The sequence below is a fragment of the Bradyrhizobium sp. USDA 4486 genome, from assembly GCF_054057995.1.
In genome coordinates this window covers 4,825,235-4,841,045 of the sequence record NZ_JBSRZV010000001.1, presented here as the reverse complement: position 1 = coordinate 4,841,045, position 15,811 = coordinate 4,825,235, and the positions used below count along the sequence as shown (strand labels likewise).

Genomic DNA, 15,811 nt, shown 5'->3' with positions numbered 1-15,811 from the left:
ACTATTGCCTCAAGATCGCGTGAGTTGCGGAGGCATCGAAACACAGCGTTCAGCGAAGGAAGCGCGCTTCAGCGCAGTTGACCTCGTGCATCTTCTGGAGCCTGAAAATCTCCTCCACCGGCAGAATATCCTTGTGGACGTTCTGGACGCCACCGTCGGCAATGATCCGGCGGAAAGTCTCCTGCATAGCGATTGCAGCAGCGCGGATGCCGTAATTGCCATAGATCATCATACTCACATTGCCCAGCGCCTTGACCCTTTCGGCGTCGAGATCCGGATAGGCGTTCGGCACGATCACGAGCGGCACCGGTCCGGTCCAGGCGCGCGAAAAGCTTTCGATCTCGGAGGGATCCCGCTTTTTCGAGTGGATCAGGATCATGTCGGCGCCGGCGTCCACATAGGCGTGCGCGCGCTGCAGAGCTTCCGCTTCGCCGAGGCCTGCGATCAAGGCCTCAGTGCGGGCGATCACGAGGAAATCCGGGTCCTGTCTCGTCGTGACGGCAGCCTCGATCTTGCCCTGGAACTCCTCAACGCGCAGCAGCTCCTGGCGCCCATCGGCAGCAAGGCTCGTGACCTTTGGAAAGGTCTTGTCCTCGATGACGACGGCGCCGGCGCCGGCGCGCTCATATTCGCCGATAGCATGGATGACATTGATGGCGTTGCCGTAGCCCGTGTCGATGTCCGCGATGATTGGCAGCGTCGTGCGGCCGGCGATCGCCCGCAGCATATCCAGATGCTGCGTCATCGAAATCAGGCTCATATCCGCCAGGCCGTAAAGCGCCGACAGCTCGAAGCCGGAGGCCCACAGGCCGTCAAATCCCGCTTCTTCGGCGAGAATCGCTGAAAGAGGACTATGAGCAGCCATGATGTGGAGGAGGCTGGTTTCGGATAGGCGCATACGGAGGCATTTGGCCGGGGGCATCGGCAGATCTTTCAGGACAGGGCCGCGCAGGCGGCGATGATGCGGTCACAGGCGCGGGTGAGGTCCTCGAGTGAGGAGGCATATGAAATACGGATATACGGCGAGGCCATAAAGCCGCTGCCGGGCACGACGGCTACGGCGAATGCGTCGAGCAAATACATGGCAAAATCGGTGTCGCTCTCGATCACCTTGCCGACGGGCGTGCGCTTGCCAATGACGCCCGCGCAGGAGGGAAAAGCGTAAAAGGCTCCGTCCGGCACCCGGCACGATAAGCCCTCGGCCTGGTTCAGCTTGCTGATCACGAGGTCGCGGCGCTCCAGAAAGGCGCGCACGAATTCATCGATATGGTCCCGTCCGCCGGACAATGCCTCAATAGCGGCGTATTGCGAAATCGAGCTGGTGTGCGACGACGTCTGGCCTTGGATGAGGTTCATGGCCTTAATCAATGGGAGGGGCCCCGCACCGTAACCGACGCGCCATCCGGTCATTGCATCGGCCTTGGACACGCCGTTGACGGTCAAAGTGCGCCCATAGAGGTCGGGCGCGACGGCGGCCATGGTCGCAGAGTCGGCGTCATAGGTGAGCTTTTCATAAATCTCGTCCGACAGCACATAAATTTGCGCATGCCGCCGCAGCACCGCGGCGAGCGCAAGCAACTCGCTTCGGCTGTAGACTGCACCGGTTGGGTTACACGGCGAATTCAGCATCAACCACTTAGTTCGCGGCGTGATCGCAGCCTCCAGCGCCTCGGGACGGAGCTTGAAACCATCGAGCTCATCGCAAGCGACAAGAACCGGATTGCCGCCGGCGAGCGCCACCATATCGGGATAGGAGACCCAGCACGGTGTCGGGATCACAACCTCGTCGCCCGGATCGAGGCTGGCAAAGAGCGCGTTGAACACAACCTGCTTGGCACCGCAGCCGACCGTGATCTGGTCCAGAGCGTAATCGAGCCCGTGGTCACGGCTGAAGCTCTCGCGGATCGCTTGACGTAACGGCTTGATCCCGGCGACCGCAGTGTACTTCGTACGGCCGCCGCGGATTGCCCGGATGCCAGCTTCGCAAACAGCGGCTGGCGTGTCGAAATCCGGTTCGCCCTGACTGAGCGTAATCACATCGATGCCTTGCTCGCGCAGTTCGGCGGCACGCGCTGTCATGGCTTTGGTTTCAGAGGGGCGGACGGCGCGGAGGCGCTCTGCAATGAGAGACAAGATGAGGACCTGCGAACTTGGAAGGAAAAATCTTTACAGTTCCTACCCGCTTCCAAACAGTCTAACCAATCGCACAATCAGGTTTTTGCATGGAACAATCGAAAGTGGCGATGCTTAATTGCCGTCTCCACAGAACCTGCCGCATCTGCGGCCGTCCAGACGGCGATGGAAGGCTCGCGGACGTTGAGACTGCGCGACCAGCCGCCTCGGTTCGCCACTCGATAGCGCCGGTCAGTCCTACGCGTCTCCGTACGGCGAGGAACCGCCGCGCCTGTCGGGATGAACAGTCTGCGAGGCGACGATCGAGGCTTGAATGTCATCAGTCGACGTGATCGATCTTGTCGCACCGGCGCACGCCAGCTCGGTTTCCGCGCTCTGTATGTTCAGGACGGATCTGTGGAAAGGCGTCCCCGGCTAGAGCAATGGGACCGACGGATAAAGCGCACTAGCAGCACGCAAAGTGGCTGGTGGCGATTGCGCTGCGTCCAGGCAGATCAAATTCCGCTAGGTCGTAGATGCCCCAATGGTCTGAAGGACATCAGCAAAGGCTCGCATTGACCTGTGCTTGAAATGACGCGTGGTCGTCTACATGCATGGTGAGCTGATGAGTTGGTTTGCAGTCCTATCCAACTTCGATGGGAACGGCTGAAGATCTTGAACGAACCTCGGATTGGTAACAATCGTAAATGGGGCGCGACGGGCGAGCAGTTCGTATCCATTTTGTCGAAGCAGCCAGCGCTCAGCAGTTGACGAGCGTCTGCGGGGCCTCAACGGCAACCCGGCGAGGGGCTGACGGAGGTAGGCAGTGCATTGTTGCGACCGCGCGGGTGATCGGCTTCGAACGAGATGGGGCGCTGCGCTGGATCTTAACGAGCATAAGCGCGCTCCGGCCATCGCAACAAGCGCGTACTTTTCGCGACCAATCTCTCATAAAGGAACACATTGCTTCGAGCCGCAGCGCCCTTCGATATCTCGTCTTGGGGTGTATCGCATATTTGGTTGGTTTACATCCAATTATTCGCTGACTGTCATCCAACTGTAGCGGGCCGGGTTTTGAAGCTCCTAACGGCGGCCGATGAGACGAAAGAAGTGGGATGGTCCTCGTTCGCCGCGATTTTTCGGAACGATATGGAAGGGCTCGATTGGAACCTGAATTCGTCGGCAGCATCTGTTCGACTGCGCGGCTCGTACGTCTATTCCAGGGCCGTGAACCCGCGGGCGAACTCATCTGCAAATCGTGCATCGTGACGCAGGAAGATAGTAAGGGGCGTTGGTGTTTGCCGGCAATCGTTCCCAGCACGATCTCGGATGCATTGCACCGCGCGATCTTCTCGAGCCTCATGTCACCACAGATCCTATCACAAACGGCGGAACAAGCACATGTCTAAAGATCATCAGGCCCGAAGGGCGCCCATCAGCCTTGAACGGTCAACCCCACCGGCTTGTCCGAACCTGAAAGAGACCGTCAGAGAGGGCCTGCGTGCACTCAGTGATTCAACGGAGATCCAAAACGGCGTAAGACAACATCGGTTTTCCGGAACAGAAGCGGACAAAGCTCATGCAGCGAAGTGGCTAGGCTTGCGCTTCCAGCGGGCTGTCGATCCGCAACGGATCATCCTCACCAATGGGGCCCAGAGCGCGATGGTTCTTGCCCTCGCATCAGTCGCTGCGCCGGGCGATACCATCTTAACGGAGGAGCTCACCTATTACGGCTTTCGCAAGCATGCGCATCTTCAGGGCATCCGGACAGAAACAATAGCGATGGATGACGATGGCGCCGAACCTCAGGAGTTCGAGATGGCGTGCCGCAAATTCGCGCCGAAGGCGCTCTTTCTGATGCCTACCATCCACAACCCGACCACGATCGTCATGTCGCTCGAGCGGCGGCAACGAATCATTCAAATCGCAAGGCAATATGGAGTGAGTATCATCGAAGATGATGTGTATGGAGTGCTCGCCGAGAGCGTTCCAGCTTCCTTTGGCGCATTGGCGCCTGAGATGACATGGCATATCACAAGTTTTGCCAAATGCGTTGGCCCTGGTGTTCGGGTTGGCTACCTCGTTGCGCCTCATGGCAAGGCGGCGCAAACAACGCTTGACCGCTTCTATGGCATGTCGACTTGGTTTGCGGCCCCTTTCTCTGTCGAACTGGTGAACCTCTGGCTCGCCAGCGGTTCGATGCAAAAGATCGTAGCCGGCGTCAGAGAAGAGGCGGTCGCCAGACAGAGGATTGCCACGCAATGGCTCACTGGCATCTCATTTCGGACCCGGCCGGATGCGCTTTTCCTCTGGCTCGATCTTGAGGGGATCATCGATCAGGACGAACTGGTTGCGCAATGCGCTTCAAGAAATATCACCATCCGGCCAGGGCGGATTTTTGCAACTGATCCGAAGTTGCCTCTAAACCATGTCCGTCTTGTCATCGGCAGCCCCGAGAGCCGCGATGAGTTGGAAGCGGCTATGGCTGTGGTGGGAGGTGTTCTCCAGGGGGCTCGTAAGGGGGCTGTGGCGGGCGTTCGCTGATGTCTCGCGATCATCGTTTTATTATCGCGAGCTTTGATGGTTTGCGCCCCGACCTCATTAGCCCGCAATTGACCCCTCATCTTTGGCGCATGAAGGCGGCTGGGGTGACGCTTGCTAGACATCGCACCATCTATCCGAGCGAAACCCGATCCGCTTTCCCGAGCCTTGTCACCGGCGCCACGACCGACCGGCATGGCATGGTCGGCAACAAGTACCTCGATCGAGCCGTGACCCCGCCGCGCTATATCGACACGTCCGATGCGGTTCTGCTGCGCCGGCTCGATGTCGAGAGCAATGGCCGGCTTTATTCAGCGCCATCGCTCGGCGAGATATTGGCGGCGAAGGGGCGGAGCCTTGCTGTCCTCGCCACCAACACAGCGGGTACCACCAGGCTGTTCCACCACAAGGCCGAGGATTTCGGCCAAATCCGTCTGTCCGGTCATTTTCGTGAGGCCTGTGCGCCAGATGATGTGCTCACCGAGATCGAAAGGCGTGTCGGCCCTTTGTCTCCACCTCCACCCAAAACCGAGCCCGATCGCAGCGGACAGGACTGGATCACATCCGCCTTTCTCGATGTCGTTTGGCCGAAATATCGCCCCGACGTGACGATCCTCTCCTATGGTGAGCCAGACGTCACTTCGCATTTCCACGGCACGGCTGCCGAGGCGACACGCTCCATCATCGCTCATTGCGACCACCAGTTCGGTCGCGTACTCGACTGGTGGCAGGCCGAGGGAAAGCAGGCCGGGGTCCAGATTTTCGCGATCTCGGACCACGGCCATATCACCGGTCATACACGGGTCTCAGTCGCCAATAGTCTGCGCGCGGCAGGGTTCAACCCCGGTACGGCGCCGTCTGCCGATGTTGACGTGGTGGTGGTGCCTGGCCAGGTTGGTGCTCTCTATCTTGCCAATCCAGAGGAGGCAAACGTCGCGCGGCTGGTTGCGGCTATGACATCCGAGCCATGGTGCGGTCCGCTGTTCACGCGTGCAAAGGATGAGGTCAACGGCATCGCCCCCGGGAGCCTCTCAAATCGCCTGATTTTTGCGGATCATTCCCGCGCCCCGGACGTCGCGTTTTCCTTCCGTGCCGACGATACCGTCGACCCGTTCGGCCTCGTAGGCGGCACCTTCTATGACAATGACCGCCGAGCGGGTCTCGGCCTTCACGGCGGGCTCCATCCGAAGGAGCTCGCAGCAGTCGGCCTCGTCGCAGGATCAGTGTTTCCGAATGCCGGATGCGCATCTTTCGTTGCGTCAGGTATTTGCGACATCGCACCGACAATTCTAAATCTGCTCGGCATTGAAGCACCCCCGACGATGAGCGGACGGGTGCTCCATGAATTGCTCCGGCCGTCCGAGGCCTTCGAGAGTCCTGTACGCGAGGAAAGCTTCGAGACGCGCGTCGGAGGCTATAGGCAGTTGCTCCGGCGCGAGCATGTCGGCCACGCCTGTTACATTGCCGGCGGTTGGAATTTCTATTGAAGTGAGAGGCCGCAAAGGTTTAACGCCAAGCGTCCATCGCGGTCATGTGCATCTGTCAGATCATGCCGCTCATTCGTTGAGAAAAGATCGATGCTATCAGCAGGAACAGGACCGCGATGGTGGCGGCCTTTGAGGTGCCAAGGCGCGATCCTCGGGGCCTTAATCAAGTACAGCGTATCCGTCTCATTGTCGCAACGCGCGATGTCTTGGATCTTGTGGGGTCTCGTCAGCTTCGTGCTGTGTGGCCGGTGGGAGCACGTCTGGTTTGCAATGCGCCGTCGACAGCCGGATCGGCCGTCGCCGTCAGTCCAGGCCAGCAGTGTTGTGGCGCCGACGCAGGCCGGTTGATCACAATCGATATTTGAAGGACCAAAAGCGCGTGCCAGAATATAAGTTGGCGATCGGTGGGGTATGCCGAAGCTGAGCCGGCATCGAGGGTATGGACATCAATGGATCTTGCCCATGTCGCATAATACCTGAAGGTCCGAAGTGCGCTTAGACGTGGGCTTTGAGGCTCCGCAGGGGCAGCGCGCTGCTTGCGTTTGCTCGCGCGGACGCGCGCGCAATATGCGGTCAATTCGTTGATGTTGCCGGGTCTCAACCGCATTTGTCCGAGATAAATTTCGAGCATCGCGAGCTATGGCCTGACGAGCATGTCACGCCGTGCTCAATTGCGGTCGCAGCAAGGCCTGCAGTGCTCCACGCGTTGCTTCTTCGACACATTCTCTTACCGAGCATCGGACGTCATCGTATTCGGACAAGCTCACATCGAATTATTCGATGGTCGTCATCCGGCTGTAGCAGTCCGATCTTTTAAACGTCGCGCACAACAGCGGACACGCCCAAACGGGATTAAGCGATCTCAGTGCCGTGCTCAGCAACGCGTTCACGATGTGGGAGTAACGGCGATGGCATCGGTATCGATTGACGGGATCGTGAAGAACTATGGCCCGACGCCTGTCTTGCGTGATGTCTCACTCTCGATAGCGGATGGTGAGTTCCTGACGCTGCTCGGCCCCTCCGGATGTGGCAAGTCAACGCTCTTACGTGTGCTGGCAGGGCTCGAGATGCAGGATGCCGGCTCGATTTCAATTGGCGGACGGGTGGTCGATGGCCTCAGGCCGAAGCGGCGGGACGTGGCAATGGTGTTCCAGTCTTACGCCCTCTATCCGCATATGACGGTCGCCGCCAACATCGCGCTGCCGCTCCGGATGCGGCGGCTCACGGCAATCCAAAGGCTTCCCCTTGTCGGCCGTCTGCTTCCAGGAAGGGCGCGGATTGCTGCCGAAATCGATTTGGAGGTCACCCGCACCGCCAAGTCCTTAGATATCGGCCATCTATTGACCCGCAAACCGGGACAGCTCTCCGGCGGCCAACGCCAGCGCGTGGCAGTCGGCCGGGCAATGGTGCGCCATCCGGCTGTCTTTCTGATGGACGAGCCGCTGTCCAACCTGGACAGCAAGCTGCGCGTGCAGATGCGTGCGGAGATCAAGGAACTGCACCAGCGTCTTGGGGGAACCTTCGTCTACGTCACCCATGATCAGGCCGAGGCCATGATGCTGTCGGACCGCGTCGCGGTGATGCTCGATGGCGAGTTGCTGCAGGTCGCTCCGCCGCAGGACATTTATGGCGATCCTAGCGATCGGCGCGTCGCAGAATTCATCGGCTCGCCCAAGATTAACATACTGGAGGGCGTGATGCGCGAACGCGGGTTCATCGACGTGGCCGGATCGACACTCAAGATCGATGCCGCTGCACTCGCCGGTATGCATCTGAGCCTCGGAATCCGCCCGGAGGCTCTTCATCTCGCCGACCAGGGCGGGCAAAGCACGCTGACTGGTTCGGTTCGCATGATCGAGCATATGGGCTCGGATCTGTTCGTCTATCTGGATCTGGCGGGCCCCGACCAGCCGCTGGTCGCAAGACTTCCGGCCGAGTACGGGCCTCGTATCACCCCCGGCCAGACCTTGCACGTCGGTATCAGGCCGGAGCGAGTGCTTCTCTTTACCCCCGATGGACGGCGTTTGCGTGGGCAAGTCGAAGTTAGCCCGGCATCGGTCATGCCGCTTCGCGAGGCCGCTCGATGAGGGAGCCTCGTGCGAGTACTGATGCCTGCCACGAACTCTCCTCGAGGGATGGTGCGTCGACATTTCGATGTCCCGCCGCGTCCAAGGCGCCCGGACGAGGTCTTCGCGAAGCCCTGGCGGCTTGGATCTTGGCCGGGCCGTCAGTCTTCTTTCTGCTCATGCTCTACTGCCTGCCCGTGATCGGCGTTTTCGTTATCGCATTCACCGACTGGCAGTTCGGCGCGGCGACGTTCTCCTTCGTCGGCCTCGCCAACTTCCGCGAGGTCATTGCAGACGAGGACTTTAGGTCCTCACTTCGCAATACAGCCATCTACTTGCTGATCGTCGTTCCTGGCACTGTCAGCCTCGGATTTTTGATCGCTCTCCTGATCGAAGGCAGCAAGTCCTGTCGCTCCTTCTACCGCGCGATTCACTTTCTGCCCTTCATGGCGACGATGTCTGCCATGGCGATTGCCTGGGAGGCGCTGCTGCATCCGACCATCGGCCTTGTCAATCAGACATTGTCTGCGATCGGCATGCCGGCCTCCAACTGGCTGCGCGACGAGCACACCGTTCTGCTGGCGCTCGCCGCCATAGGCATATGGCAGAATCTAGGCTTCGCGATGGTGCTGTTCCTCGCGGGCCTCAAGAGCATCCCTAAGGACATCTACGATGCGGCCGATGTCGACGGTGCTGACCTGTGGCTGGACCGGCTGCGTACCGTCACGCTGCCGATGCTCGGCCCGGTCTCGATGTTCGTTGTCATCGTTGTCGCGCTGAGAGCGTTCGCTTCGTTCGACACAGTAAAAGTGCTGACCCAAGGCGGTCCCGGCCACGCCTCCGAAATGCTGCTCTACACGCTCTATCGAGAGAGTTTCGAGTATCTGCGCACCGGATATGGCGCCGCGATCGCCGTCGTCTTTCTGGCCATCGTGGTGACCCTCACCCTCGTTCAGGCCCACCTCATGGATCGGAAAGTGCACTACCAATGAGCACCAGAGCGCTTCGCACTTGCCTGTTGTTGTCTCCGGCGGCGATCTTCCGGCATACCGTTCTGCTCGCCACCGGCGCGCTCATCCTCGTGCCTTTCGTCTGGATGGTGTCGTTGTCAATCAAGCCACCGGGAGAGATCTTCCGGACCAGTTTTTCGTTCTGGCCCGCTCAGTTCTACGGCATCGAGAACTATACAAAGGCAGTGACCCAGGCGCCGTTGCCACGCTATCTCGGCAACGGCGTCATGATCTGCGCATTGATCCTGGCGCTGCAAATTCTTGTCTGTGCCCCGTGCGCCTACGCACTCGCCAAACTCCGCTTTGCCGGCCGTGATACTCTCTTCGGCTTGGTGCTGATCGGGCTCCTCCTGCCGCATCAGGTACTTTCGCTGCCGCTCTTCATTCTCGGTTATCAGATGGGCATCCTCAACACCTATGCGGCGCTTGTTTTTCCCTATGTGGTCTCGCCCTTCGGCATCTTCCTATTCCGGCAGTTCTTCAAGACCATTCCAGACGACGTCGTTCACGCCGCGCGGCTCGATGGTCTCTCCGAAATTGCAATCGTGTGGAAAATCATGGTGCCAATGGCGTTGCCCGCCGTGATCGCCTTCGCAATTTTCTCGATCGTCTCGCATTGGAACGATCTGTTCTGGCCGCTGATCGCGGTGCACGATCAATCGCTGATGCCGCCGCCGCTCGGAATCATGGTCTTCAAGAGCGAGGAGGCGGGCACCGACTACGGCCCGCTCATGGCCGCAGCAACGCTTGTCGTTCTGCCTCTTATCGTCGCGTTCCTGGCCGCACAACGTTGGTTCATCGAAGGCTTGGCGGAAGGGGCGATCAAGTAGCAGCAAAAACTTGGCTGAAGTCGCCGAACACCGCCCCCAAACCATAGCGAGCGAGCGACCATAGGATCCGCTCGCGAAAATTACAGAATATTTCCAAAAATGGAGAAAGCCAGATGTGGCCCTCTTTGAAAATCATTGTCGTCTCCGTCGCTACTGCCCTTGTTGGCGCCATCATGAGTCCGGCGAACGCAGAGGACGACAGGACGTTAAGGGTAACCGCAGCATCCTCTGACCTTAACGCGATGTGGGTCGAACTCGCGAGAACTTTCGAGATCGAACATCCCGGCATCAAAGTTGAGCTGGATAATTCGACCAGAGGTTACGACGATCTCGTCCAGGCAACTCTGCGCGCCTCGCTCACAGATTCGTTGCCTGACGTATCATTCCAGGGCGCCAATCGTCTGCGAATCTACACGGATCGAAACCTTGCCGTTCCGCTCGGCCAATTCCTGAATACGGACACGAGTGAAAGCCGAAAAGCGCTTTCTCCGGCGGTTGAAAAAATTGGAGCATCCAAGGGTGATAGCTATGCGCTAGGCTTCGGCGTCGCCGAGCCTGTCGTCTTCTACAATCTAGACCTCCTCGCCAGAGTTGGCGGCGATCCTTCTCACCTCCCGACGACATGGGACGAGATCATCAGACTTGGTTCGAGTATCACCAAGCTGGGCGAAGGGAATGTCGGACTAATTTTTCAATACAATAGTGAGGATTTTTTCTGGGACGCTCTGCTCTTTAGTCAAAATGCGACGATGATGAATTCTGATGAAAGCAAGATAGCTTTTGATGGCCCGGAAGGCCTGAAGGCCCTGGAAATCCTCAAACGGATCGGAGAATCGGGACAAGCTTCAGTTGATATGTCGAAAGACCAGGCTCGGTCTCTGTTTGCCGCCGGGAAGATCGGCATAATCTTCGACTCAAATTCAAATCAGCTGCGCTTCGAAGAGGATAGCAAGGATAAATTCAGGCTTGCGGTCGGCAGGTTTCCGCTGATGGCAGCGAACGGGACGCTTCCCGCGGCCGGATCGATCGCAATGATGTTTGCGACCAAACCGGAGCAACAGAAGCTCGCCTGGGAATTCATGAAGTTTGCAAGTGGTCCAGCCGGACAGAAAATTGTGGCACTCAAATCCGGATGGCTGCCGGCGAACGACTTCGCTACTCGCCATTCAACAGAGCTCTACGGGCACTTTGCGAAGAATGCCAACTATAAGGCGAGCCTCGATCAGCTACCCATTCTTCGCGCGTGGTACGCTTTTCCAGGAGAGAACGCGGCAAAAGTCACCAAGGTCATCGTGGACGCTATGCGCTCTGTCATCACACTCCAGAAGCCGCCTGAAGCGGGACTTCAAGCGATGGCGTCGCAGGCGCGAAAGCTCCTCGGCGTCAAATGAGTGTTTGAGGCTAGCACGCGAACAGTACCGATGGTCTATGCAGGCCTTTATCCGCACGAAAGATATGGGATAGCTTGCGCCATCCCATATATCGAATGGAGCCGCCCGGGGAGAAAAGAGTGCGCCTTGGTGCTCTTCTTAACCGGCGGTGGTCATCTAGGGCGGATTTCTTATGGCTATCCTGACGGCGATCCCAGGGATTTTCTCGCCTATTGGCTAACTTCGATGGGATACAATTTGGTTGTGCCATCACCTCCGATCGAACACCCGGTGTTCAACTCTCCTGTTTGTGGACTGGATGTCACAACCTGGTCAGAAGTCTTGATCGATCTGGTGGCGGCAAAGCTGCATGCATGGAAGCTAAAGCCGCGTGTCCTGGTCGTTGGCTGGAGTATGGCCGGTAGATTTATTTCACGTCTGGCTGCGACGGCTTCCAGCAGAAACATTGCCATAGAGGCATTCGTAAGCCTTGCCGCAACGCCTCCGCTTCCAGGCCTCTCGCCGGTGAATCTCGAGGAAACACCCCTGTCGGCGCATGGCTTTCGATCCTTCCTTGCTCTATCCGAGGGGGCGCTCACGCCGCTCAACCGATCCTGGCTGGCTGCTCTATCGGAACAGGATCAGCTGGAGGGGAGATCAATTATTCCTTCTGAGGTATACTTTAGAGAGTTCGTTGGTGGCTCGCCGTTAAATCTGCATGGTGAAGCTCTCCGCTGGCGCAATGGGCGGATGCAACATTCGCTGTGGGATGCGGCGAAGGATGTGCTGGCTATGGAATTCCAAGGTGCTCCGCTGTGCGCAGCCATCATTCCAACTGCATCGAGTGATAGGCACCACCTGTTGACGGATCAGGCCAACTGGTCATTCTTCAATGCCCACGTGATCGCGGCTCGCGCCGCCTCATTCGCTCCGAGTGCTCTAAATAAGGTCCGGTCACTCGTCGAGTCGCTGCCGAAGCGCTTGTCGCGAGAGGCCGTTGGCGGGCATTTCTTCTTCGTAGGCGCGAAGGGAGCCCGAGCTGCTGCGCAGGCAATTCTTGCACTCCATGCCGAAGCGCTCGCTGTCGAGGCGGAACTGAAAAGCTGCTCGTAAAGCTCAGTTTGAGCCATGGCACCCGCGTTCGACCTTCGCGACAATGTTCGAGCGGAAGCGGGCGGAGCAATCTCTCAATATCGATTCGCAGTGCTGCTGTCGATGCAAGCCATCGAGCAGCCAGGGCGGTTTTGCTTTCGGCGTACTCTCATGTGGGTTAACGCTGACCTCTATAACCAGTGTTTGTCAATCTACATCCGTTTGCGGCAATGATGGACCTAAGGCGCTTACTAGCATTCGGAATGACGGACTATTGCCGAGCGCGTCATACGAAGATCGAAAGCAGGGCTCCGTTCGCATCGTGGCAACCGTGGCTTCTATGATGGCAGCGATCGGGGGTGTTTGAGCGACAAAGCGGGAGCAGGCGGCATCGGCAATGCGCAGATTCAAGCGGCCCGCTGCAATTTTCCGATTTCTACGGCTGTTGGTATGCGCAATGCGCATGAGATGTCACTGAGCAACGGGCAGGGCGATTGTCACCTCTGCCGACCAGGGAAATTCGACCGTTCCATCCATTGCAGCATATCGCTCAAAGAGCAGGCGGTGCCACCTCATCGTATCTTCCAGGCCGTTGATCTCAATGATCTTCTTGGTGTCGCTACGGGATAAACTCAGGCCCTCGAACTGCTCCCATGTTAAAAAGTCGTCCCAATACAGCGCAAAATGGCGGACCTTGCGAAACAGAGGCGATGATTTGAGTTCATGCACGAAATTGACGGGTGCGTAGCGTCCGTCGCTGCCCTCAAAGCCGCCGATTACGAAACCACGAATGTACTGCTCGTGGTAACGCTCGTAATCTCGAAGCATCGCGCTTCTATCCAGATCCCGTCGAATCATGAGCACCGCGATAAGACCTGATGGGGTCAGGACCCGGTTCGCCTCCGTGTAGAATTTGGGTCGATCAAACCACGTTGCCGCGCTCGCGGCTGTCACCAGAGAAATGGTTCCGCTCTCAGCTGGAAGCCGTTCTGCGCTGCCTGGCATATGCTTGATATTCAAGATGCCCGCAGATCCGCAGATGGCTTTCCGGCGCATATCGTCGTTCGGTTCGACGGCCGTAATGCCAGCAGAAGGGGGTAACAGGCTCGCCAGTTGCCTTGTAAAAAGTCCTGTGCCACTGCCGATATCAAGCACAGAGAGAGCGCAAAGTCCTGGAGGCCTCACGCGCTCGGCAATGAAGCTCACTAGTTCATCCGGATAATGCGGCCGATAGCTGTCATACGCATCAGCAAGCCCAGTGTAGGCAGAGTGCATATCTACGGCTTGACTGCGCATCGCTCACCTCCGATCGCTTGTTGCGGGACGAGAAAAGCCCGCTTGGATGCGTGCCAGATCCTGCGAGGATGTCCTAGGCGGCGTTTAGAACGGCTATGGTACTTGGATGTACGAGCCCGATCCGGTTGTCTCGGATCTCGGGGGGCCGCAGCAAATTCATCGTTCGCCGAAGCAGGGCGGCCGTTAGAATCAGCGCTCTATGGAGAGTTGTTTGTTCTCGCCGGGGGCTACACATGAAGAGCGTCCTGGTTTTATAAAAGCGCATCACGCCACAGCAGAGTTGAGTCGAATGCGGAAGGGGAAATTTGTCTCTTGCAGGACCACGCTTTCGTCGACTCAATCGTTCACACGCTGTCATTGTTATCAACTACCCACGTTGGTCATTGATTGGAACGCGAGCTGCTTCATTTATTTCGAGTGTCGCCCAAGCGCGCCGGCGAAGTCCAAGACAACGCTCACGTTCGGCCGGCAACCCTGTCGATCCCATCATCTTGGTGGATCAACGCTGTCTTGCAGTGGTCCGCACCTGGTTGAGGGAAGGCGGCGGCCGCGGGGGCTCTTGAGGAGAGGAGGAGAAATTGATCTTGGTGTTGCTGAGCAGCGTGGCTGGGGACCGTGAGCGGGCGAGAGGAGGCCACTACGCGCTTCGGTGGGGCATGAAGGCCTCTTCGACCATACTCGCCTTCGAGAGATCGTATGGTCTCGCTCTTGAGCGAGCCCCGGCCACGCGGGCGCGAACGTCAATGTCTCTGAACTAGCAAGCATATAGCGTTGTCTCATTGCACTGCTTACTTCAACTGGAGCCGGCAAAATGAATATCCCTGGCAGCCATCGACATGGAAAGCCAATCAGCCTTATAAGAACCACTCCCCCGACCCCAGAATGGATGGGGGCGGCATTGTCGAGAACGCTGCTTGAGATATCTCAACGAGGAGACGCCGCGACACTGTTGAGATATCATCGTTTTCAAGGAACTGATTCTGATCGTCAAGCTGGAGCGGCTTGGCTAGCCAAGCGATTCGGGGCTGCGCCGTCGATTGACCGGATCATCGTTACGAACGGTACTCAGAGTGGCCTCCTAATCACATTGGTCAACGTGGTTGGAACCGGCAATGTGCTGCTGACAGAAAGCTTGAGCTATTACGGGGTGCGGCGGATTGCCAGCTTCTTGAACATTTCCGTCAAGGGCATCGCGATGGATGACGACGGAGCGGCGCCGGAGGCGTTCGAGGACGCGTGCAGAAAGCTCAGTCCCAAAGCGCTATTCCTTACGCCGACACTTCATAACCCAACCACAATCACGATGTCGCATGAACGACGCCTCGCGCTCGCCGATGTCGCGAGGCGATATGGCGTTGTGATTATTGAGGACGATGTCTACGGGCTGCTTCCACCGGAAGCTCCGCCCCCGATCAGTGCGTTGGCCCCTGACGTCACCTGGTACACCGCAGGCCTCGCCAAGTGTATTGGCCCTGGTTTGAAGATTGCTTATCTGTTGATGCCCTCCGCTCAGGCGGCCACAAGCGCGTTTGATCGCTTTCACACGATCTCGACTTGGCATGTCACGCCCCTGTCCGCTTTGGTCGCTCAAAGCTGGATTGCCGATGGCACCGCTGAGAGAGTGCTGCTCGCTATACGCAATGAGGCGGTCGCGCGACAGGAAATGGCCGCGAGGTTGTTCATTCATGCAAGCTACCTGACCAAGCCGGAATCACTACACATGTGGTTGGCGCTCCCGCGCAGATGGACGCAGCGGAGCTTTGTCGCGGCGGCAGCCGAGGCCGGTGTCTTGGTTCGGTCCGGAAGCATGTTCGCGGTCGATGAAGACAGCTCCCCCGAGGCCATTCGCATCGTCTTAGGTAGCCCCGAAACCCGTGCCAGCCTTGGAGAAGCCTTGACAGCGCTCAGGCCTCTTGTGCACGAGAATATATAGGCTTCCTGAAAGCGGAGACTGCTGCGGAGATCGGCGCATCCAAGTCGTCTCGCAGACGATGAGCAGGAAAGTTC

11 protein-coding genes are annotated in these 15,811 nt (G+C 58.2%); 8 read left to right on the top strand and 3 right to left on the bottom strand.

The window, feature by feature from the left end:
- Positions 1-49: 49 nt before the first annotated feature.
- Entirely contained in the window at positions 50-898 is an 849-nt protein-coding gene (locus ACVWY3_RS23165) for an isocitrate lyase/phosphoenolpyruvate mutase family protein (protein WP_456840555.1), read from the bottom strand.
- A gap of 35 nt (positions 899-933) precedes the next feature.
- Positions 934-2,133 carry a pyridoxal phosphate-dependent aminotransferase gene (locus tag ACVWY3_RS23160; protein ID WP_456840554.1) on the bottom strand — a complete coding sequence of 400 codons (1,200 nt, stop codon included), beginning with the start codon at positions 2,131-2,133 and terminating at the stop codon, positions 934-936.
- A 1,380-nt stretch (positions 2,134-3,513) separates the two neighbouring features.
- Between ACVWY3_RS23160 and ACVWY3_RS23155 the strand changes: the two genes are divergently transcribed.
- The 7 genes from ACVWY3_RS23155 to ACVWY3_RS23125 all read left to right on the top strand — a co-directional run bounded on the left by ACVWY3_RS23155 (position 3,514) and on the right by ACVWY3_RS23125 (position 12,529).
- Positions 3,514-4,656, top strand: coding sequence for an aminotransferase-like domain-containing protein (locus ACVWY3_RS23155; RefSeq protein WP_456840553.1), 1,143 nt, complete (start codon positions 3,514-3,516; stop codon positions 4,654-4,656).
- The gene (locus ACVWY3_RS23150; RefSeq protein ID WP_456840552.1) at positions 4,656-6,140 is read left to right on the top strand and encodes an alkaline phosphatase family protein; all 1,485 of its coding nucleotides are present in this window, start codon (positions 4,656-4,658) and stop codon (positions 6,138-6,140) included. The genes ACVWY3_RS23155 and ACVWY3_RS23150 overlap by 1 nt, the downstream gene beginning before the upstream one ends.
- Before the next feature lie 908 nt (positions 6,141-7,048).
- Positions 7,049-8,227, top strand: a complete 1,179-nt coding sequence (locus tag ACVWY3_RS23145; RefSeq protein ID WP_456840551.1) for an ABC transporter ATP-binding protein — start codon at positions 7,049-7,051, stop codon at positions 8,225-8,227.
- Positions 8,224-9,198, top strand: a complete 975-nt coding sequence (locus ACVWY3_RS23140) for a carbohydrate ABC transporter permease (protein WP_456840550.1) — start codon at positions 8,224-8,226, stop codon at positions 9,196-9,198. The genes ACVWY3_RS23145 and ACVWY3_RS23140 overlap by 4 nt, the downstream gene beginning before the upstream one ends.
- Complete coding sequence (locus ACVWY3_RS23135; RefSeq protein ID WP_456840549.1) at positions 9,195-10,046, top strand: carbohydrate ABC transporter permease; 852 nt, start codon at positions 9,195-9,197, stop codon at positions 10,044-10,046. The genes ACVWY3_RS23140 and ACVWY3_RS23135 overlap by 4 nt, the downstream gene beginning before the upstream one ends.
- A gap of 113 nt (positions 10,047-10,159) precedes the next feature.
- Positions 10,160-11,437: an extracellular solute-binding protein gene (locus tag ACVWY3_RS23130; RefSeq protein WP_456840548.1), complete on the top strand. Its 1,278-nt coding sequence runs from the start codon at positions 10,160-10,162 to the stop codon at positions 11,435-11,437.
- A gap of 126 nt (positions 11,438-11,563) precedes the next feature.
- Complete coding sequence (locus tag ACVWY3_RS23125; protein WP_456840547.1) at positions 11,564-12,529, top strand: hypothetical protein; 966 nt, start codon at positions 11,564-11,566, stop codon at positions 12,527-12,529.
- A 450-nt stretch (positions 12,530-12,979) separates the two neighbouring features.
- Here the strand turns inward: ACVWY3_RS23125 and ACVWY3_RS23120 are convergent, their stop codons facing one another.
- Positions 12,980-13,804 carry a class I SAM-dependent methyltransferase gene (locus tag ACVWY3_RS23120; RefSeq protein ID WP_456840546.1) on the bottom strand — a complete coding sequence of 275 codons (825 nt, stop codon included), beginning with the start codon at positions 13,802-13,804 and terminating at the stop codon, positions 12,980-12,982.
- An 811-nt stretch (positions 13,805-14,615) separates the two neighbouring features.
- Between ACVWY3_RS23120 and ACVWY3_RS23115 the strand changes: the two genes are divergently transcribed.
- Positions 14,616-15,737 (top strand): aminotransferase-like domain-containing protein, encoded by a 1,122-nt coding sequence (locus ACVWY3_RS23115; protein WP_456840545.1) that lies wholly within the window; start codon positions 14,616-14,618, stop codon positions 15,735-15,737.
- Positions 15,738-15,811 lie beyond the last annotated feature (74 nt).

What these genes read in the sequence shown, in the direction of transcription:
- ACVWY3_RS23165 (WP_456840555.1), bottom strand. Translation starts at nt 898, where the DNA reads ATGCGCCTATCCGAAACCAGCCTCCTCCACATCATGGCTGCTCATAGT.
- ACVWY3_RS23155 (WP_456840553.1), top strand. Translation starts at nt 3,514, where the DNA reads ATGTCTAAAGATCATCAGGCCCGAAGGGCGCCCATCAGCCTTGAACGG.
- ACVWY3_RS23150 (WP_456840552.1), top strand. Translation starts at nt 4,656, where the DNA reads ATGTCTCGCGATCATCGTTTTATTATCGCGAGCTTTGATGGTTTGCGC.
- ACVWY3_RS23145 (WP_456840551.1), top strand. Translation starts at nt 7,049, where the DNA reads ATGGCATCGGTATCGATTGACGGGATCGTGAAGAACTATGGCCCGACG.
- ACVWY3_RS23140 (WP_456840550.1), top strand. Translation starts at nt 8,224, where the DNA reads ATGAGGGAGCCTCGTGCGAGTACTGATGCCTGCCACGAACTCTCCTCG.
- ACVWY3_RS23135 (WP_456840549.1), top strand. Translation starts at nt 9,195, where the DNA reads ATGAGCACCAGAGCGCTTCGCACTTGCCTGTTGTTGTCTCCGGCGGCG.
- ACVWY3_RS23130 (WP_456840548.1), top strand. Translation starts at nt 10,160, where the DNA reads ATGTGGCCCTCTTTGAAAATCATTGTCGTCTCCGTCGCTACTGCCCTT.
- ACVWY3_RS23120 (WP_456840546.1), bottom strand. Translation starts at nt 13,804, where the DNA reads ATGCGCAGTCAAGCCGTAGATATGCACTCTGCCTACACTGGGCTTGCT.
- ACVWY3_RS23115 (WP_456840545.1), top strand. Translation starts at nt 14,616, where the DNA reads ATGAATATCCCTGGCAGCCATCGACATGGAAAGCCAATCAGCCTTATA.